16 protein-coding genes and 5 pseudogenes are annotated in these 17,878 nt (G+C 67.0%); 16 read left to right on the forward strand and 5 right to left on the reverse strand.

The window, feature by feature from the left end:
- Nucleotides 1-100 precede the first annotated feature (100 nt).
- From K0H76_RS05075 to K0H76_RS05085, 3 genes and pseudogenes are all read left to right on the forward strand, one after another.
- A complete protein-coding gene (locus tag K0H76_RS05075) occupies nucleotides 101-370 on the forward strand; it encodes a hypothetical protein (RefSeq protein ID WP_258934689.1) in 270 nt (89 codons plus the stop codon).
- 88 nt (nucleotides 371-458) lie between these two features.
- Nucleotides 459-2,042, forward strand: coding sequence for a BCCT family transporter (locus tag K0H76_RS05080; RefSeq protein ID WP_258934690.1), 1,584 nt, complete (start codon nucleotides 459-461; stop codon nucleotides 2,040-2,042).
- Nucleotides 2,043-2,260: 218 nt separating this feature from the next.
- Nucleotides 2,261-3,138 (forward strand): annotated as a pseudogene (locus tag K0H76_RS05085) (hypothetical protein).
- Nucleotides 3,139-3,270: 132 nt separating this feature from the next.
- Here K0H76_RS05085 and K0H76_RS05090 read toward each other — a convergent pair.
- Entirely contained in the window at nucleotides 3,271-3,642 is a 372-nt protein-coding gene (locus K0H76_RS05090; protein WP_258934691.1) for a winged helix-turn-helix domain-containing protein, read from the reverse strand.
- Between the two features lie 169 nt (nucleotides 3,643-3,811).
- Here K0H76_RS05090 and K0H76_RS05095 point away from each other — a divergent pair, with 169 nt between their 5' ends.
- The gene (locus K0H76_RS05095) at nucleotides 3,812-4,231 is read left to right on the forward strand and encodes a hypothetical protein (protein WP_258934692.1); all 420 of its coding nucleotides are present in this window, start codon (nucleotides 3,812-3,814) and stop codon (nucleotides 4,229-4,231) included.
- Between the two features lie 204 nt (nucleotides 4,232-4,435).
- On the opposite strand, the gene K0H76_RS05100 is transcribed toward K0H76_RS05095, so the two are convergent.
- Nucleotides 4,436-4,669 carry a hypothetical protein gene (locus K0H76_RS05100; protein WP_258934693.1) on the reverse strand — a complete coding sequence of 78 codons (234 nt, stop codon included), beginning with the start codon at nucleotides 4,667-4,669 and terminating at the stop codon, nucleotides 4,436-4,438.
- Between the two features lie 211 nt (nucleotides 4,670-4,880).
- On the opposite strand from K0H76_RS05100, the gene K0H76_RS05105 reads away from it, so the two are divergent.
- The 5 genes and pseudogenes from K0H76_RS05105 to K0H76_RS05125 all read left to right on the forward strand — a co-directional run bounded on the left by K0H76_RS05105 (nucleotide 4,881) and on the right by K0H76_RS05125 (nucleotide 8,963).
- The gene (locus K0H76_RS05105; protein ID WP_258934694.1) at nucleotides 4,881-5,303 is read left to right on the forward strand and encodes a hypothetical protein; all 423 of its coding nucleotides are present in this window, start codon (nucleotides 4,881-4,883) and stop codon (nucleotides 5,301-5,303) included.
- 168 nt (nucleotides 5,304-5,471) lie between these two features.
- The gene (locus K0H76_RS05110; protein WP_258934695.1) at nucleotides 5,472-5,660 is read left to right on the forward strand and encodes a heavy-metal-associated domain-containing protein; all 189 of its coding nucleotides are present in this window, start codon (nucleotides 5,472-5,474) and stop codon (nucleotides 5,658-5,660) included.
- Nucleotides 5,657-7,968: pseudogene (locus K0H76_RS05115) on the forward strand (heavy metal translocating P-type ATPase). Before K0H76_RS05110 ends, K0H76_RS05115 begins: the two are co-directional and overlap by 4 nt.
- An 87-nt stretch (nucleotides 7,969-8,055) precedes the next feature.
- Nucleotides 8,056-8,418, forward strand: coding sequence for a hypothetical protein (locus tag K0H76_RS05120; protein ID WP_258934696.1), 363 nt, complete (start codon nucleotides 8,056-8,058; stop codon nucleotides 8,416-8,418).
- Nucleotides 8,322-8,963, forward strand: a complete 642-nt coding sequence (locus tag K0H76_RS05125; protein ID WP_258934697.1) for a DMT family transporter — start codon at nucleotides 8,322-8,324, stop codon at nucleotides 8,961-8,963. Before K0H76_RS05120 ends, K0H76_RS05125 begins: the two co-directional genes overlap by 97 nt.
- A gap of 52 nt (nucleotides 8,964-9,015) precedes the next feature.
- On the opposite strand, the gene K0H76_RS05130 is transcribed toward K0H76_RS05125, so the two are convergent.
- Nucleotides 9,016-9,435, reverse strand: coding sequence for a LysE family transporter (locus K0H76_RS05130; protein ID WP_258935335.1), 420 nt, complete (start codon nucleotides 9,433-9,435; stop codon nucleotides 9,016-9,018).
- A 477-nt stretch (nucleotides 9,436-9,912) separates the two neighbouring features.
- On the opposite strand from K0H76_RS05130, the pseudogene K0H76_RS05135 reads away from it, so the two are divergent.
- The 3 genes and pseudogenes from K0H76_RS05135 to K0H76_RS05145 all read left to right on the forward strand — a co-directional run.
- Nucleotides 9,913-10,107: pseudogene (locus tag K0H76_RS05135) on the forward strand (alpha/beta hydrolase); the annotation flags it as partial.
- A gap of 178 nt (nucleotides 10,108-10,285) precedes the next feature.
- A complete protein-coding gene (locus tag K0H76_RS05140; protein ID WP_258935526.1) occupies nucleotides 10,286-10,669 on the forward strand; it encodes a hypothetical protein in 384 nt (127 codons plus the stop codon).
- Nucleotides 10,645-10,947 (forward strand): hypothetical protein, encoded by a 303-nt coding sequence (locus tag K0H76_RS05145; RefSeq protein WP_258934698.1) that lies wholly within the window; start codon nucleotides 10,645-10,647, stop codon nucleotides 10,945-10,947. The genes K0H76_RS05140 and K0H76_RS05145 overlap by 25 nt, the downstream gene beginning before the upstream one ends.
- Nucleotides 10,948-10,969: 22 nt before the next feature.
- Here K0H76_RS05145 and K0H76_RS05150 read toward each other — a convergent pair whose 3' ends face one another.
- Both K0H76_RS05150 and K0H76_RS05155 read right to left on the reverse strand, forming a co-directional pair.
- Nucleotides 10,970-11,290: a LysR substrate-binding domain-containing protein gene (locus K0H76_RS05150; protein WP_258935336.1), complete on the reverse strand. Its 321-nt coding sequence runs from the start codon at nucleotides 11,288-11,290 to the stop codon at nucleotides 10,970-10,972.
- 65 nt (nucleotides 11,291-11,355) lie between these two features.
- Nucleotides 11,356-11,868 (reverse strand): annotated as a pseudogene (locus K0H76_RS05155) (LysR family transcriptional regulator); the annotation flags it as partial.
- An 89-nt stretch (nucleotides 11,869-11,957) separates the two neighbouring features.
- Here K0H76_RS05155 and K0H76_RS05160 point away from each other — a divergent pair.
- From K0H76_RS05160 to K0H76_RS05175, 4 genes and pseudogenes are all read left to right on the forward strand, one after another.
- Nucleotides 11,958-15,523: pseudogene (locus K0H76_RS05160) on the forward strand (bifunctional proline dehydrogenase/L-glutamate gamma-semialdehyde dehydrogenase).
- A gap of 110 nt (nucleotides 15,524-15,633) precedes the next feature.
- Nucleotides 15,634-16,593, forward strand: a complete 960-nt coding sequence (locus tag K0H76_RS05165; protein ID WP_258934699.1) for an AAA family ATPase — start codon at nucleotides 15,634-15,636, stop codon at nucleotides 16,591-16,593.
- A complete protein-coding gene (locus K0H76_RS05170; protein ID WP_258934700.1) occupies nucleotides 16,500-16,904 on the forward strand; it encodes a DUF4143 domain-containing protein in 405 nt (134 codons plus the stop codon). Before K0H76_RS05165 ends, K0H76_RS05170 begins: the two co-directional genes overlap by 94 nt.
- A gap of 645 nt (nucleotides 16,905-17,549) precedes the next feature.
- A complete protein-coding gene (locus K0H76_RS05175; protein ID WP_258934701.1) occupies nucleotides 17,550-17,876 on the forward strand; it encodes a hypothetical protein in 327 nt (108 codons plus the stop codon).
- Nucleotides 17,877-17,878: the final 2 nt, after the last annotated feature.

The following is a 17,878-nucleotide window of genomic DNA, read 5'->3' on the forward strand; positions in this document are numbered from 1 at the left end:
ACGCACTTGAGGTCAGAAGCACAATGTCGGACAAAAACCGCATAATACCGACCCCAGCAGGCGGGGACGCCTAGGAGCTGAAGCACGCCGTGCAGGCGGGATGCTGAGAACGCTCGACTACAGGCGCCCGAACTACCCTCACGACACCCACCCGGCGCTGGTGCCAGGCATCGGCATCGACGAGCAGCGACGCTGGTACAGCGTGGACAAGCTTGTCCTCATCATCGCCGGAGCGCTCACCGTAGCGTTCGTCATCTGGGGCTCACCGCCCCGGCCCAGGTCGCCTCCGTTGCCGACGCAGCATTCACCTGGGTCACCTACAACGTCTCCTGGCTGTTCAACATCACTGCGGCCATCATCCTCGTGGTGATGCTGATACTGGCCTTCTCGTCCTACGGGCGCATCCCCTGGGCAAGGACGACGAGGAGCCGGAATTCTCCACCTTCGCGTGGATATCCATGCTCTTCGCCGCCGGACTGGGGATCGGAGTGCTCTTCTTCGGCCCATCAGAGCCCCTCGACTACTACACCGACCCGCCGCCGATGACCAACGAGGCCGAAACCACAGAGGCCCTGCACTACTCGCTGGGGCAGACCTTCTACCACTGGGGCTTCCACGCCTGGGCGATCTACGCCCTGGTGGGCGGCGCCGTCGCGTACGCCGCCTACCGCCGCGGGCGGGTGCTTCTGATGTCCTCGATCTTCGAGACGCTCTTCGGCAAGCGGCGCACCGAAGGCTTCGCGGGACAGATCGTCGACATCTTCGCGATCGTCGCCACGCTCTTCGGCACGGCTGCCACCGTCGGCATCGCCACGATGCAGGTCCAGCAGGGCGTGACCATTGTGACCGGGTGGGGTGAGACCGGAAATACGGCACTCATCGTCATCATCGCCGTGCTCGCCGTCGGATTCATCCTCTCTGCCGTATCGGGCGTCGCACGCGGCATCCGCTACCTCTCGAACATCAATATCGTGCTGACCCTGGGGGTCGTGGCCCTGGTCTTCATCGCAGGGCCGACCCTCTTCCTGGCCAACCTGCTCCCGTCCGGGCTGATGTCCTACCTCGGAAACCTGCCTGACATGATGAGCCGCTCGGCGTCCTGGGGCGAAGAGACGCAGGAGTTCCAGTCGTGGTGGACCGTCTACTACTGGGCCTGGTGGATCTCCTGGTCGCCGTTCGTCGGAATCTTCATCGCCCGCATCTCCCGCGGCCGCACCATCCGCCAGTTCGTCCTGGGTGTGATCACCATTCCCACCCTGCTGCTGGTCATCTCCTACGGGGTGCTGGGCGGCACCGCGATGTGGATGCGCAGCGAGGGCTATCCCGGGTTCGAGGACGACGCGGACGGGAACCTTGCTCTGGCCCCGCCGGAAGTCTTCTACACCGTGGTAGAGAACCTGCCCGCGCTCGCGGCCTGGGTTCCGCTCCTCAGCATTGCGGTGCTGCTCGTCTTTGCGATCACCGCACTGGACTCTGCCTCGACCGTCATGGGCATGCTGTCCTCCAAGGGAAGCCAGAACCCCGCTCGATCATCGTCGTCTTCTGGGGCTGGTGATGACCGGCATCGCGCTGGTCATGCTCCTGCTCGGAGACGAGTCTGCCCTGGAAGGCCTGCAGCAGCTGGTCATCATCACCGCTGCTCCCTTCGCAGTGATCATCCTTCTCATCATCGTCGCCTGGTTCAGCGAGCTTCGGACCGACCCCGAGCGATCCGGCTGCGCTACGCCGACCGGGCGATGCGCAACGCCGTGATCGACGGCGTGGACCGCTACGGGGACAACTTTGCTCTTGAAGTGGTGCCCAGCGAGCCCGGCCAGGGCGCCGGGGCTGTCATCGACTCCGCCGACTCCGCCTACACCGACTGGTACCAGCGCACCAATGCGGACGGTGAGCCGGTCGACTACAACTACAGGACGGGCGAATGGGGCGACGGCTGGGATCCTGCCACCGGCGAGTTCAAGGCGATCATCGCCGAGCAGGACTCTGACCCCAAGGAGCCGGAGGGCGAGGGCGCTCCGGATGCAGAGACGCCGCGGAGCTGAATCGTATGACCGCGACACTGATACTGCTGACGCAGAGGCGTAAGCCTCTGCCTCCGGCGAACCGTCCACGCAAGTGTGCTCCGAACCGCGCCGCCGGGTGGGAGAACGACTCCTGGGAGCCTGACGCCATCGGATGGTGGGGCCGCGAGCCGTAGCGACGTCCTCGCTGACATTCGCACGCCCATGCTCGAAGACCACCTGATGAAGGAATTTCAACAATGCGCACAAATACTGCACGCCTTACTGCCCTGACATCCTTGGCCCTGGCCTCCGGGCTGGCGCTCAGCGCCTGCGGCGACGCCGGAGAATCCGGCGAGGATGCCGAGGCCGCCGACGGCATCACCCTTGAGCTCGGAGAGTTCAACTGGCTCGCCTCCGAATTCCAGGGTGCAGTCATCACCCAGATCATCGAGGACTACCCGGAGCTCGGCATCTCTGATGTCAGCACCACGCAGTTCGACCCCGCCGTGGGCTGGACAGGGCTCGGCTCCGGCGACGTCGACCTGCTCGTCGACGTGATCATGCCCAACCACGAAGGCTTCGCGGAGGAGAACGAGGACACCGTCGAGATCGTCTCCGAGGTCTACGGCGGTGCTGCCCAGGGTGGTTCATCCCCGAGTATGCCGCCGAAGGCGAGCTCTCCGGGCTGGAATCCGTGGACCAGCTCTCCGATTCGGAGTATGCCGATGCCGTCGGCAACACGCTCTACGACGCCGAGGCTTACTGGGTCACCACCGAGCACAATGCGGAGCGCCTCGAGGGCTTCGACCTCGATCTGGAGCACCTGACGTCCTCCGAGGCGGCGCTGATCGCCGAGGTGGAGAGCCACTACAGCGACGAGGAGCCCATCCTCTTCTTCTTCTACCAGCCGCACTGGCTGTTCAGCCAGCTCGACCTCGTGCAGCTCGACGAGCCCAACGAGTACAACGAGGACTGCTTCGACGGGGGCAGCAGGACTGCGCCAGCCCTGAGCTCTCCGGCTGGACGGCAGCCCACACTGACCTGCGGGACGAGGCCCCCGAGTTCGTGGCCATGCTGGAGGAGTTCGAGATCCCCTGGAGGACATCGAGGAGGCGATGCTTCAGGACGAGGATGAGGACGTCGACGTCGAGGACCTCGCTGCCGATTGGGTTGAGGAGAACGCCGACACGGTCGAATCCTGGGTCAACGGCTGATCGAGCCGTTCTGAGGTGCGGGGCCGGGGCAGCAGCCTCGGCCCCGCACCTGTTCAGAGGGCCAGTCGGTAGCCCCGTTTGACCACGGTCTGGACCACTGCGGCCTCCGGAAGTGCGTGCCGCAGGCGAGAGATCCACATCTCCAAGCCGTGCGCAGAGCCGCACTGGGGCAGCATGCGCATGAGATGCTCGCGCGAAATGACTGCGCCCTGCGCCCGAGCCAGCACCCGCATGACGGCCATGGGTCCCGGGGCGAGCCGGATCGGCGGGCACCCCGGAAGGGTGACCGTGTTCGTCGTCATCTCCACGACGCCGCTGGCGGTCTTCACGCGCAGGAACTGATCGTCTGCGATGACTTCGGCCGGGGTTCCACGATCACCGCCTTGGGGTCTCTTGTCTGCGGAGAGAAGCAGCGTTCGCCTCATGCAGGGGTTCGGGGCAGCGGCTGCGGCTCCGCAGTCAGGCTATGGGGCGCCGTTTCTCGCCCTTGTCGGCGGTGTAAAGCAGGTGTTGCCGAGTTTTCACGATTCGGAGCACGACTCGTTATTGAGAACGATTTGCGATGAGTGGGACCTTGTGATGATAATGATTCGCATGAACACCGCATCGAAGACCTTGACATCTCTTGCCCTTGTCTCCGCCCTGGCGCTGAGCGCCTGCGCCGGGGAGAACGGCGAGGAGGCTGAAGAGCAGAACGACGCAGACCAGAACGCCGCTGCGGAGGACACCGGCGCCGATGAGGCGGGGGAGCTGCGGACGCTGACGACGACGCTGATGCTGACGCCGAGGGGGAGGACGACATTGACCCCTCCGAGCGTGAGCAGCAGGAGGTTTAGCGGCGCTGAGCCGCGCGTGGCCGTCACCTATGACGGAGGCGCGGCAGTCCTCGACGGCGTCTCCCTGGACGTCATCGACGAGTTCGACGCCGACGGGTTCCTCCGGATCAACGAGGCCGGGGACGGCCGGCATGCCTTCCTGACTGAGGGCAGCAGCTTCCGCCTCCTGGACGCTTAAGCACCTGGGGAGAGCCGCACGGCGAGCACAACCACTACTACACCACCGAGCCCTATCTCTCGGATGTCACGGTGGACGGGGACACGCCCGCCCACGTCGTCTCCCACGACGGCATCGGCACCCTGTTCTTCGACGGAACGGGGAGTACCGCTCCTTCGACCTGGCGGAGCTGGACGTCGAGGCAGAGAGCCTGGAGACCGAGAGCTACGAGAGCGAAGGCGAGCACCATGGTGTGGCCGTGGTGCTCGAGGACGGCTCACGCTTCGAAACTCTCGAGGACCGCTCGGGTGCGCGTTTCCTCGACGCTGACGGCGAGGAGATGGATCGGAACGAGAACTGCCCCGGCGTCCACGGCGAGGCGGCCGGGCCGGAGGGGTCATTGCGGTCGGCTGTGAGGACGGCGTCCTGGTCTGGGACGGCGAGCAGTTCGAGAAGCATGACACCGGCGAGGACTACTCCCGCATCGGAAACCTGTTCCCTCGGAGGGCTCTCCCATCTTCCTGGGCGACTACCGCACGGATCAGGACGGCGAGGAGCCGATGACCGAGGTGGCCCTGGTCAACACGGAGTCCGGCGACATCTCGACCGTCAACGTGGATTCCCCTATAACTTCCGGAACCTGCAGCGCGGCCCCGACGGCGAGGCGCTGGTGCTGACCGAGGACGGCCAGCTCCACATCATCGACCCGGAGACTGGCGAGCACCTGGAGCACATCGACGTCATCGACGAGTGGACCGAGCCGGAGGATTGGCAGGAGCCGCGTCCGGCCATCCGTGCCCACGATGACCTCGTCTACGTCACGGACCCGGACAGCCAGGAGATCCACCTCCTGGACCTGACCGAGGGCGAAGTGATCACCACCGCTGAGTTCGACTTCGAGCCCAACGAGATCATCGTCATCGACGGCCGCCCCGTCGAGGGTGTGTCCTCCGACTACGACGAGGACCACGAGGAGGACGATCACGGACACGGCGATGACGACCATGATCACGACGAAGACCACGATGACGACGATCACGGCCACGACGATGATGGCCATGATCACGACCACGAGGATGACCACGATCACTGAGTGATCCTCGTCCGAGACCTCCTCTGTCAGGTGCGATAAGGGAACGGTGAGCGGCCTTCGGCCCCGATCTCGGGAGCCGGGGCCGCTCTTCCGTCGCAGAGGGAACACCGCGCGACGGCCTGACGTTTGAGAGCGTATGACCAGCCCACAGGTGTACACAGTGACGGAATGTCGTGCGCGCACTGCGAGACCGCAGTGCGTGAGGAGCTGGAGGACGTCGACGGCATCGCCGAGGTCCGCGTCAGCGCATCCTCCGGACGCCTCGAGGTGACCCCGCAGCCCGACGCGCCCGTCGCAGACGCAGCGGTTGAGGCGGCCGTCGAGGAGGTAGGCTACACGGCGGTGCGGGCAGCATGACCGGCCGCCTGAAGGAGCAGACGACGGATGCGCCCGCCGAGGGCGAACGGATCGAGCTGGCCATCGGCGGGATGACCTGCGCGGCCTGCGCCCAGCGGGTGGAGAAGAAGCTGAACAAGATCGACGGCGTGACCGCGCACGTCAACTATGCGACGGAGAAGGCATGGATCTCTGGTGGAGCTGACGATGTCCGAGAAGACTTCGTCAGCCAGCTGATCACCACGGTGGAGAAGGCGGGCTACACCGCTGAGCGCCCCCGCAGAGCGGGGTCGGGCAGGAGAGCGACGGGTCGCGCAGGGACATGAGGTCTCTGCGGCTGCGGCTCATCATCGCATCGGTGCTCTCCGTGCCGGTGGTGCTGTGGGCCATGGTTCCCGCCTCCCAGTTCGACTACTGGGCCTGGGCCTCCCTGGCGCTCACTGCGCCGGTGGTGCTGTGGGCCGGGTGGCCCTTCCACCGGGCTGCGGCGCTCAGCGCACGCAGCGCGACTGCCACCATGGACACCCTCATCTCGATAGGAACCCTCGCCGCGCTGGGGTGGTCCCTGTACGCCATGCTCTTCGGCGCCGCCGGGATCCCCAGCTGCGCCACGAGTTCGTCCTCTTCGACACTCCCATCTGGGCTAAGCGGCGGCACCCACGGTGCCTACCACGTCTACTTCGAAGTGGCCGCGGCCGTCACCGCGTTCCTGCTCCTGGGCCGGTACCTCGAGAAGCGCGCGAAGTCCCAGGCCGGACAGGCCCTGCGCTCACTGCTGAATCTGGGCGCCAAGGAGGTCACCCTCATGCGCGGGGGCGGAGGTCCAGGCCCCGGCCAGCAGCCTGGCCGTGGGGGACGAGTTCGTCGTCCGCCCGGGAGAGAAGATCGCCACCGACGGCACGGTGCTCAGCGGTGCCTCCGCGGTCGACATGTCGATGCTCACAGGAGAGTCGGTGCCGGTGCAGGTCGCAGAGGGCGACGCCGTCGTCGGCGCCACGGTCAACGCCTCCGGTAAACTGCTGATCCGGGCGGACCGGGTCGGCGGCGACACCCAGCTCGCCCAGATGGCCAAACTGGTGGAGGAGGCGCAGTCCGGCAAAGCTGCGGTGCAGAGGCTGGCCGATCGCGTCTCCGGCGTCTTCGTCCCCGCAGTGCTGCTGCTCGCGCTGATCACCCTGATCAGCTGGCTGGTCCTCGGCGCCTCGGGGAGGCGGCGTTCACCGCGGCCGTGGCTGTTCTGATCATTGCCTGCCCATGCGCCCTGGGGCTGGCCACGCCGACCGCCCTGCTTGTGGGCACCGGGCGCGGCGCGCAGCGAGGCATCCTCATCAAGGGGCCGGAGGTGCTCGAGTCCTCCCGCCGGCTGGATGCGGTGCTGCTCGACAAGACCGGAACGGTCACCACGGGTGCGATGCACATGAACGCGCTCCACGTCGCCGAAGGCTTCTCGGAGCCCGAGGTGCTGCGTCTGGCCGGGGCGCTGGAGTCCTACTCGGAGCACCCCGTGGCCCGAGCGGTGACGAACGCGGCCCGCGAGGCCCACGGCTCGCGCGCCGGAACCCTCCCTGCGGTGGAAGCATTCACCAACCACGAGGGCCATGGAGTGAGCGGCGAAGTCCTCGGCGCCGACGGCGCTGCCCGGCGCGTGATGGTGGGGCGACGCGCCCTCATCGAATCGCAGGGGATGGGCATCCCCGGCGGCATCGGACAGCTCGCTGCGGCGGCCGAGGCAGGCGGCAGCACCCCGTGCTCGTCACGGTCGACGGTGTGCTCGCCGGTGTGGCGATCGTTGCTGACGCGGTGAAGCCCACCAGTGCCGAGGCGGTGTCGCAGCTGAAGGCGCAGGGGGTGCGGTGCTGCTGCTCACCGGAGACAACGAAGGGGCTGCCCGACGAGTCGCCGACGAGGTGGGCATCGACGAGGTGCTCGCTGAGGCGATGCCCCAGGACAAGGTGGCTGCGATCAGGCGGCTGCAGTCGGAGGGCAGCCGCGTGGCCATGGTGGGCGATGGTGTGAACGACGCCGCGGCCCTGGCCCAAGCGGATCTCGGCGTGGCCATGGGGACCGGCACCGACGTGGCCATCGATGCGGCGGACATCACCATCATCCGAGGTGACCTGCGCAGCGTCGGAGAGTCCCTGAAGCTGGCCCGCCGCACCCTGCGGACCATTCGCGAGAATCTCTTCTGGGCGTTCCTCTACAACACGGCGGCGCTGCCTCTGGCCGCCCTGGGGCTGCTCAGCCCGATGCTCGCCGGTGCCGCGATGGTGCTCAGCTCCTGAGCGTCGTGGCGAACTCCCTGCGCCTGCGCCGATTCTCAGCTGTGTGAAGAGGGTCTCACTCGTCGCGGGCTGATCGGCAGGCGCAGGAGCAATAGACTTCCGGGGTGATTTCCCCGGGGCGCGGTGTGCTGCTGATGCTGGTCGGTACGTTCGCGCTGGCGGCGTCCGCCGCGATGATCGCCGCCATCGATTCGGAGCCGATGAGCGTGGCCGCCTGGCGCTGCCTGCTGGCCTGCCCCATGCTGCTGCCCTTCGCCCTGTGGGAGCTGCGACGCGTGGACCGTGCGGCCGCCCTGCCGCGGCGCACGCTGCTGGGCGCTGTCATCGGAGGCATCGCCATCGGCGCCGACTACGCGTTCTACAACACCTCCATCGTCGTCATCGGCGCGGCATCGCCACCGTGCTCATCAACATCCAGCTGGTGGTTCTGCCGCTGCTGGCATGGGCAGTCGAAGGCGTACGGCCCATGCGCTCGCTGCTGTGGATCGTTCCGATGATGCTGCTGGGGTGGCGTTTGCCGCGGGCGCCTTCGGGGACGAGGCGCTCAACTGGGGCGGGGTCGCAGCCGGTCTGGCAGCTAAGCGTCTGCTACGCGGCGTACCTGGCCATCATCCGGCGCACCGCCCCGCGCACTGTCCGTCCGGCCCCGTTCACCGTGCTGGCGGTGGTCTGCCTCTCGGCGGGCCTGGTGAGCCTGGCCGCTGCGGCGGGCACCGGCCGTCTGGTCATGCCCGCAGGATGGGAGGGCTGGGCGTGGTTCGCCGCTCTCGCACTCGTCGGGCAGGTCATCACGTACCTGAGCTTCAACATTGCCATGACCGGCATCACGGAGGTGACCTCCTCAACCCTGATGCTGCTCAGCGCCGTATTCGCCGTGGTGCTCGATGTGATCATCTTCGGGCGGATCCCCACCGTCTGGCAGCTGCTCGGCTGCGGCCTCATCATCGCTTACGCCTGGTGCGCCTCCGTCCTCTCCGCCAATCGCCGGGTCAGGCAAGAAGCGGCTGTGCGGACTCCCAGATCTCCACGAATGCGGGGATGAGGGACGCCACCAGCAGCAGCGCCATGACCACGTTGAACACGCGCATGTGGGCTTACCTGCTGATGATGCGGCTTACGCCCACCCCCATCACGGCCCACGCTGTGGTGCAGGGGGCGCCGAAGACCATCGCGAACAGCGCGATGACCACCACCTCGGCGAAGAACGAGCCCCAGAACCCCGTGTAGGTCGACAGGGCCGCGATCACCAAGGTCCAGGCCTTCGGGTTGACCAGCTGAAAGAGCGCCATCTTCACAAAGCCCGGAGGCCTGCCCTGCGTGCCGGGTTGGACGTGCGTCGGAGCCGCGGCGATGTTCCATGCCAGCCACAGCAGGTAGACCACGCCGATGGGACGCAGTATGTCCAGCACGAACGGCCACTGGGCGAGGACCCCGCCGAGCCCCATCCCCACCAGGATGATCATCAGCGGGAACCCCACGTTCACCCCGGCGATGCACGGCACCGTTCGACGCAGCCCATAGTTGGCCCCGGACGCCAGCGCGATGGCGTTGTTCGGCCCTGGGGTGCCCGCGCTAAGCGAGGATGAAGGCGATCAGCGACAGAAACGACATTCGATGAATGTACTTCCTCGAAGCGGTGCGACCACGCATGCTCGCCCGGGCCGATGAGCCTCGGCGTCGGTCCGTCGCCGCGGACGTGGCTTAGGGTTCACCCCAGGAGCATCGGCAGACCGTTGAAGGAGCAGAACGATGGGCTATCCCATGCCGGGAATGTGGGTTGAGGAGCACACGCTGAGAGTGCCGCTGGACTGGTCGAGCCCCGACGGGGAGGACATCGACCTGTTCGTCCGGGAGCTGGTGGGACCGGAGAAGCGGCGCGAGGACCTGCCGCTGCTGCTGTTCCTTCAGGGCGGGCCCGGGGCGCGAATCCTCGTCCGACCCGTCCCGGCTCCTGGATCGAGGAAGCGCTGGCGCATTACCGCATCGTGCTGGTGGACCAGCGCGGCACAGGACGCTCCACCCCGCTGGAGGCTGAAGACGTCTCGGCCCGCGGCGACGCCGAGGCGGGAGCCGAGCACCTGTCCCTGTTCCGCGCAGACTCCATCGTCCGAGACCTCGAGCACGTCCGCAGCACCCTCTTCGGCGGCCGCCGGTGGGCAACCCTGGGGCAGTCCTACGGAGGCTTCCTGACTCTCACGTACCTGTCGATGCACCCCGAAGCGCTGACGGCCTGCTACATCACCGGGGAGTGCCCGGCACGCCTCCCCAGGCATCTGAGGTGTACGCGCGGACCTTCCCGCGGGTGGAGGCCAAGACCCATGAGTACTACAGCCGCTACCCCAGGACGTCGAGACCCTCGCAGCGGTGGCCGACGTGCTCGCCCAACAGGATGTGCGCCTGCCCGACGGGGACGCTCTGACGGTCCGCCGCCTTCAGTCCCTGGGCCAGGACTTCGGCATGAAGCCGGGCTTCGAGCGCATGCACTGGCTGCTTGAGACGGCCTTCGCCCGGCCCGGGCGGCTCGCGGAGGGCTTCCTCGAGGAGGTCCAGATCCAGACCTCGCAGGCCGGACGCGTCCTGTACTGGACGCTGCAGGAGGCCATCTACGCGGACGCTGACTCCGGCCCCACCGCGTGGGCCGCCCAGGCGGAGAGGAGCCGCAGGCCTCAGTTCCGGGAGGACGCACGGCCGCTGCTGCTCACCGGGGAGATGTCGTTCCCTGGATGTTCGAGGATATCCGCGCGCTGAAGCCGCTTCGTCCTGCCGTGGAGGCGCTGCACCAGAAGCAGGACTGGACGCCCCTCTACGACCTGGATCGGCTGGCCGCCAACGAAGTTCCGGTGGCCGCCGCCGTCTACTACGACGACATGTTCGTCGATGCAGGCCTCTCACTGGACACGCTGAGCCGGATCGGCAGCTCCCAAGGGTGGGTGACCAACGAATTCGAGCACGACGGCATCGCCTCCGGCCGGACCTTCACGCACCTGCGCGAGATGGTCGCTGACCGCGGCGGCGAGCTCCGCTGAGCAGAGGCGAGCGGGCCCGGCTCTAGGTCTGCGGAGAGGCCTTCAGAAACGCCTCACGGATGGCTGCCCGGCACGCCTGAGCGGCCGGAGTCTCTGCCGATGCGCGGCGTGCCGTGGTGTAGATGGTGCGCGCGGGCGCGTCGGGAAGCGGCAGCAGGGCTGTGCCGGCGGTGTCCTGATCGGTGAGCAGAAGCTGCGGCAGGAGCCCCACCGCCAGCCCGGCGCGTATGAGCCGCAGGTGCGAGGTGAGGTCATCGGTGGTGAAGCGGACGTCAGGCTCGAAGCCCAGGGAGCGGCACTGTTGGAGGCACCATTCGCGGGAGGCGGTTCCCGCAGGCTCCATGACCCAGGGTAGGCGTCCAGGTCCTCCGGCTCGATGCCTGCAAGCTGCTCCGGGACCACGAGCCACAGCCGGTCGCTTCCCAGCTCCTCGATGTCGAACTCGGGCTGACGCGGTCTGCTGACTCCCGGGTACTGCTCAGCGACCACCAGATCATGCCGGCGCCCGGCCAGGTCGAACAGCGCCCGCTCGGGCGGAGCCTGGACCATCTCGACGCGCAGCCCGGGGTGGTCGGCCTTCATGCTGCTCAGCGCTTGGGGCGCCAGCGCCAGGGCGACGGACTGGAACACTGAGAGGCGAAGGACGCCTGAGAGCTCGGGCTCGCCTGCGGAGAGGGAGCGCATCGCCTCGTCCTGGAGGTCGAGCATCGCCTGTGCGTGCTCAGCCAGCCTCAGCCCTGCGTGGGTGAGCCGCAGGGACCTGCCGCCGCGGTGGAAGAGCTCGGCTCCGGTCTCAAGCTCCAGCTGGCTGAGCTGCTGCGACACGGTGGAGGGGCTCAGCCCCATCGCAGCCGCAGCGGCGGAGACGGTTCCGCGCAGCCTGAACGCGTGCAGCAGGCGGAGCCTGTGGAGGTTGAGCATGACGTCGATGTTACTGATTGTCCGACACCACCGGGAAGGACCTTTCGGTTCTGTCGAAAAGCGGCGCAGGGGTGCCTACTCTTGATGCTATGAGTGAGATCACGTTCGAAGAGACCCGCACCGAGCTGGACGCCCTGGCAGGCGAGGCCGTTGAGCAGGTCCGCCGCTGGCTCCAGCGCACCCAGGCTGTCGGCGCCGAGCCCCACAAGGCCGCCAAGACTCTCTCCGCAGTCCTCTCGCATCCCACCGGCCTGACTTCACCGTCGGGTTCGTGGACCGCGTGATCCGCACCGAAGACACCAAGGCGGCGGCGTCCGCTCTGAAGGACCTCGGCGGGCTCGCGCCCGACACTCTCGACGCCCTGGAGCTGGCGCAGATCCGCGCCGGGTCGGCACTGGGCACGGCCCTGCCGCAGGTCGTCGTGCCTGCTGCGCGCCGAAGGATGCGATCGATGGTCGGGCACATGGTCGTCGACGCTCGCGACAAGCAGTTCGGCAAGGCCGTCGCCAAGATCAGGAAGGACGGCAACCGGCTCAACATCAACCTGCTCGGAGAGGCGGTGCTCGGCGAGCAGGAGGCCGACAAGCACCTCGAGGACACCGTCCGGCTGCTGCGGCGCGACGATGTCGACTACGTCTCGATCAAGGCCAGCTCCATCGCCAGCCAGATCAGCATGTGGGGCTTCGAGGAGACCGTGGACTACGTGACCTCCCGGCTCGTGCCGCTCTACAGCGAGGCCGCTGCGGCCCCGGCGGGATCCAAGTTCATCAACCTGGACATGGAGGAGTACGGGGACCTGCGCCTGACCATCGAGGTCTTCAAGCGGCTGCTCACGACCGGAGATGAAGCACTACGAGGGCGGCATCGTCATTCAGGCCTACCTGCCGGATGCTCTCGGCGCCGTCCAGGAGCTCACCGCGTTCGCCAATGAGCGAGTCGACGCCAGCGGCGCCGGCATCAAGATCCGCCTGGTCAAGGGTGCCAACCTGGCCATGGAGCGGGTGCACGGCGACATCCACGATTGGCCTGTGGCCACCTGCGAGTCCAAGGAGGCCAGCGACGCCAACTACAAGCGGGTGCTGCACTGGCTGCTGACCGCAGAGCGCATGCGGGGCGTCCGCCTCGGCGTGGCTTACCAGAACCTCTTCGACATTGCCTTCGCCCACCTGCTGGGCGCACGGCGCGGCGTCACAGCCAGGCTCGAGTTCGAGATGCTGCAGGGCATGGCCGCCGAGCAGCAGCAGACCCTGCGCGAGGACGTGGGCCAGCTGCTGCTCTACGTCCCGGCCGTGCGGCCGGAGGAGTTCGACGTGGCCGTCTCCTACTTGGTGCGCTTACTCGAGGAGAACGCCGCGAGCGAGAACTTCATGTCCGGGATCTTTGAGCTCAGTGTGGACGGCACAGGACGCGGCAGCGACGTGTTCATCCGCGAGGAGAGCCGCTTCCGTGCGTCCGTGAGCGCCCTGGGAGAGCTCCTGGAGCGCGACGGCGAGGACGCACCGGCTCCGAACCACACGCAGAGCCGGCTGGCTGAGGAGCAGGCAGGAGTTCCTTCTGCGAGCGAGGCAGGCGCGGCTGAGCTGCCGCCCTTCGCCAACGAGCCGGACACCAACCCCGCCCTGGAGCCCAACCAGCGCTGGACCGAGCAGGTCATGGCCAGGGCCACCCCGCAGTGGCTCGCGGAGCAGGCCGTGCCGCATGGTCATCGATGCTGCGGACGTCGACGCCGTCGTGGCAGGCGCACGGGCCGCCGGCGCCGAATGGGCCGCTCGGCCCGCGGCGGAGCGTGCCGGGATTCTGTACCGGGCTGCTGACATCATGGCGGCCCGTCGTGGTCACCTCGCCTCGATCGCGGCCGCTGAGGTCGGCAAATCCCTGGCGCAGTCCGACCCGGAGATCTCCGAGGCGATCGACTTCATGCGCTACTACGCTCACCGGGCCCTTGAACTGGACCAGGTGGAGGGGGCGTCCTTCGCCCCGGACCGTCTGGTGCTCATCACTCCGCCCTGGAACTTCCCGCTGGCCATCCCGACCGGCGGCACGGCGGCCGCCCTGGCTGCTGGGGCAGCTGTGATCCACAAGCCGCCCCAGCCGACGCCCCACTGCTCCATGGCGATCCTCGAATGCCTGTGGGACGCAGGAGTGCCGAGGGAGGTCCTGCTCGGCATGCACCCGGACGAGGGCGACGCAGGCCGGGCTCTCGTCTCGCACGAGGGGTTGACCGCATCATTCTCACCGGCGCCTCCGAGACAGCGGCCCTGTTCCGCTCCTGGAAGCCGGAGCTGACCATCAACGCCGAAACCTCAGGCAAGGATGCCCTGGTCGTCACCCCCGCGGCGGACCGGGACCTCGCCGTGGCGGACCTGGTCACCTCAGCCTTCGGGCATGCTGGGCAGAAGTGCTCGGCGGCCTCACTGGGCATCCTGGTCGGCAGCGTCTACAGCTCCGAGCGGTTCCGGCGCCAGCTCGTCGACGCCGCCTCCTCCTTGGTGGTGGACTGGCCGCAGAACCTCTCCGCGACGGTGGGTCCGCTCACCGAGGACCCCAGCGACAAGCTGCGGCGCGCCCTGACCACGTTGGAACCCGGCGAGGAATGGCTTCTGCAGCCCCGCCAGCTGGACGAGACCGGACGGCTCTGGTCCCCGGGCATCAAGTCCGGGGTCAAGCCGGAAGCTTCTTCCACCTCACCGAGGTGTTCGGCCCCGTGCTGGGCCTGATGGAGGCTAAGGACCTCGACGAGGCCATCGCCCTGCAGAACCAGGTCGAGTTCGGCCTCACCGGCGGCATCCACTCCCTGGAGATTTCCGAGGTGGAGCGGTGGCTCGATGAGGTTCAGATCGGCAACGCCTACGTGAACCGAGGGATCACCGGCGCGATCGTGCAGCGGCAGCCGTTCGGCGGATGGAAGAAGTCCTCCGTGGGGCTCGGCTCCAAGGTAAGCGGACCCAACTACGTGATGCTCTTCGGCCGGTGGAGCGACAGCACCGACATCGCCTCAGCGGCCCAGCTGCCGATGCCCGCGGGTGCGGCCGGAGACCTTCTGCGCAGCGCCTCGGAGAAGAATGCGCTCACCGAGGCCGGTCTCGCCTGGCTGAAGGCCGCGGCCGCATCGGATGCGCAGGCATGGGAAGCAGAGTTCGGGACCCCCACCGACCCCACAGGCTTGGGCTCCGAGGCGAACATCTTCCGGTACCTCCCCACCAGCGTCGTGCTGCGTGTGGGCGCGGACGCCGAGCCCCACCATGCTCTGCGCACGCTGCTGGCCGGGCACCGGGCCGGAGCATCGGCCGTGGTCTCGGTGGACAAGGACGCGTCGAAGGAGGTCCGACGCGCGGTGAAGCTCGCCGCCAAGGCATTCGGCATCGACGTGGAGAAGAACGAGACGGAGGACGAGTTCGCCGCGGCGCTCGCCGAGGGGCGATACGACCAGGGCCTCGGGGCTCGCGTCCGCGCCGTGGGGTCGCTCAGCCGCAGCGTCTGGGAGGCTGTCTCGCACAGGCCCGAGATTGCCCTGCTGGATGACCCGATCACTGCGTCAGGACGCGTGGAGATTCGCCACTGGGTGAAGGAGCAGTCCGTCTCGATGACGCTTCACCGCTTCGGCAACTCCAGCTCCCAGTTCAAGGCTCTGGCCGAGCGGCTGAAGGGGCAGTAGGCAGCTCGAGGCGGGCCCTCGAGTTTTCCTAGTAGAGCTCCTCGAAAATTACTAGTAGAACTCCTCGAGTTTTCCTAGTAGGGGTCCTCGCGTTTTGCTAGTATCCCTGTATGGCAGAGAGTAAGAGGGGTCTGGTTCCCCGTCGAATCAGGGGACTGTTGGAGGATCGTTCTGAGGAGGAGCCGGTCATTGCTCTGCACGGACCGCGTTCAGTCGGGAAGTCCACAGTTCTGCATGATTTTGCAGCTGAGCACCAGGCTGATGTCATCGATCTCGACAATCTCGAGGTGCGAGACGCGGTGGCGCGTAACCCTTCAGCTGCTGTTGAAGTCCCGATCCCGCCGGTGTGCATCGACGAGTACCAGCACCTGCCTGAGGTGCTGGATGCGATCAAGGCTCGGCTGAACCGCACGGGCAGTGAACCGGGCACCGCTGTGCTCACGGGATCTACGAGACATGACGCCCTGCCTCGCACGGCCCAGGCGCTCACGGGGCGTCTCCACTCGATGGTTATTTGGCCGCTGGCCCAGTGTGAGATCGAGGGGCGAGAGAGGTCGCTCCTCGAAGGCCTGTTGGAGGACCCGAGCGGGACGGTGTCTGCCCAGCCTCACTCCACCACCAGTCGTGAAGAGTATGTGGAGCGACTGTGCGCAGGAGGGCTGCCCACTCCCCGAAAGCGTCGGGAGGCTTCGCGTGCTCGCTGGTTCGACGACTATGTCCGCACCTCTGTGGAAAGAGATGCGGTGGAGCTCTTCCGGGTGCGTCAGCGGCAGGCCCTCGCGGAGATTCTGAACCGACTCGCCGGGCAGACGGCTCAGGTGCTCAACCTGTCCAAAGTCGGTGAGGGTGTGGGCATCAGCAGGGAGACTCTCGAGAACTATGTTCGTCTCCTGGAGGACCTTTACCTGGTCCACCGGCTTCCCGCTTGGGGAAGACGCTCAGTGCCAGAAGCACAGGTAAGCCCAAAGTGCATGTGGTGGATTCAGGGCTGGCAGCTCATCTTCATCGCATTGGAGCCAAAAAGCTTGCCTCGCTGGATCCCACGGTGCAGACCGAGTTTGGTCACTTGATGGAGACGTTCGTGGTCGGGGAGCTCCGCACGCAGGCTTCATGGTTGGAGCAGCCCTATGTGCTCGGTCATTGGCGCACCAGTGATGACGAGGAAGTGGATTTCGTCTTGGAGCTGAGTGACGGCCGCGTGTTGGCCTTCGAGGTCAAGGCCTCTGAGCGGATCCCGGGCAAGGACTTCGCCGGGCTCCGAAAGATGCGGGAGGCAGTGGGTGACCGTTTCGCCGCGGGAATAGCACTGAGCATGGGCACACGCTCCTACACCTACGAGGACAGGCTTCACGTGATGCCCATCGACAGGCTCTGGTCCTGAGCGTCCTAAGGGCGGCAGGATCACATGTGAACGAATCCGAGGGTGCTGGTGAACGTTTTCGAGGGCAATCGCTCACAAATTACTAGTAGGAGCCCTCGAGTTTTCCTAGTAGCGTCCGGGTGAACAGGAATGAGAAGGGAGTGATCACCTCGGTGAATCTGGGAGCGATGACCTCGGACGACCCTAGAGACCTTCTCCGGAAAGTCTCCCTCTGACTGGCCCCGCGGCCCCGCACGAACAACTGACCCTGAGAGGACACTGTGCCTGCTTCGCTGATGCTCACCGACGCCCGGCTGCTCGACCGGGACGGAACCTTCGATGTGATGATCGAGGACGGCGTCGTCGTCGACATCTTTAGGGCCGGGTCCGAGTAGGCTGCCGGTGCTGAGACGCACAGCCTGGGAGGACGGTTCCTCGTCCCGGGACTCTGGGACCACCATGTGCATTTCACCCAGTGGGTGGCTCAGCAGCAGCGCCTGGACCTGTCTGCCCATGCCTCGGCGGCCGAGGTGCTGGAGCTGGTGCGTGCCGCAGAGAAGCCCGTGGATGGGAAGCCCCTGGTCGGGTACGGGTTCCGGGACGGGCTGTGGGGGACGAGCCTTCCCAGGAGGACCTCGACGAGGCCGCAGGGGCGCTCCGGCGGTCATGGTCTCCGGGGACCTGCACTGCGCGTGGATCAGCAGCGCGGCGGAGAGGCTGCTCGACGTCCGGGCAGATCCCGACGGCCTGGTCCGGGAGGAGGCCTGGTTCGGCGCCCTGGAGAAGATTCAGAGCCCCGGCGAGCTCACCTCGGACCAGTACCGGGCCGCTGCCCAGCCGCCGCCGCCCGCGGAGTGGTCGGCATCGTCGAGTTTGAGAACACGGAGAACATCACGCTCTGGCCCCAGCGGGTGGACGACGGTGTGGACCGGCTGCGCGTGGAGATCTCCGTGTGGCCGGACAAGCTGGACGGCGCGATCGCGCGCGGGGTGAAG

Origin of the sequence: Nesterenkonia pannonica (assembly GCF_019575955.1) — a bacterium.
Classification (GTDB): domain Bacteria; phylum Actinomycetota; class Actinomycetes; order Actinomycetales; family Micrococcaceae; genus Nesterenkonia; species Nesterenkonia pannonica.

Coding starts and splice junctions, on each gene's coding strand:
- K0H76_RS05095 (WP_258934692.1), top strand. CDS start 3,812: ATGAACACCGCATCGAAGACCTTGACATCTCTTGCCCTTGTCTCCGCC.
- K0H76_RS05075 (WP_258934689.1), top strand. CDS start 101: ATGCTGAGAACGCTCGACTACAGGCGCCCGAACTACCCTCACGACACC.
- K0H76_RS05165 (WP_258934699.1), top strand. CDS start 15,634: ATGGCAGAGAGTAAGAGGGGTCTGGTTCCCCGTCGAATCAGGGGACTG.
- K0H76_RS05100 (WP_258934693.1), bottom strand. CDS start 4,669: ATGCTTCTCGAACTGCTCGCCGTCCCAGACCAGGACGCCGTCCTCACA.
- K0H76_RS05145 (WP_258934698.1), top strand. CDS start 10,645: ATGTTCGAGGATATCCGCGCGCTGAAGCCGCTTCGTCCTGCCGTGGAG.
- K0H76_RS05080 (WP_258934690.1), top strand. CDS start 459: ATGCTCTTCGCCGCCGGACTGGGGATCGGAGTGCTCTTCTTCGGCCCA.
- K0H76_RS05175 (WP_258934701.1), top strand. CDS start 17,550: ATGGTCTCCGGGGACCTGCACTGCGCGTGGATCAGCAGCGCGGCGGAG.
- K0H76_RS05150 (WP_258935336.1), bottom strand. CDS start 11,290: ATGGAGCCTGCGGGAACCGCCTCCCGCGAATGGTGCCTCCAACAGTGC.
- K0H76_RS05110 (WP_258934695.1), top strand. CDS start 5,472: ATGTCGTGCGCGCACTGCGAGACCGCAGTGCGTGAGGAGCTGGAGGAC.
- K0H76_RS05120 (WP_258934696.1), top strand. CDS start 8,056: ATGCTGGTCGGTACGTTCGCGCTGGCGGCGTCCGCCGCGATGATCGCC.
- K0H76_RS05090 (WP_258934691.1), bottom strand. CDS start 3,642: ATGAGGCGAACGCTGCTTCTCTCCGCAGACAAGAGACCCCAAGGCGGT.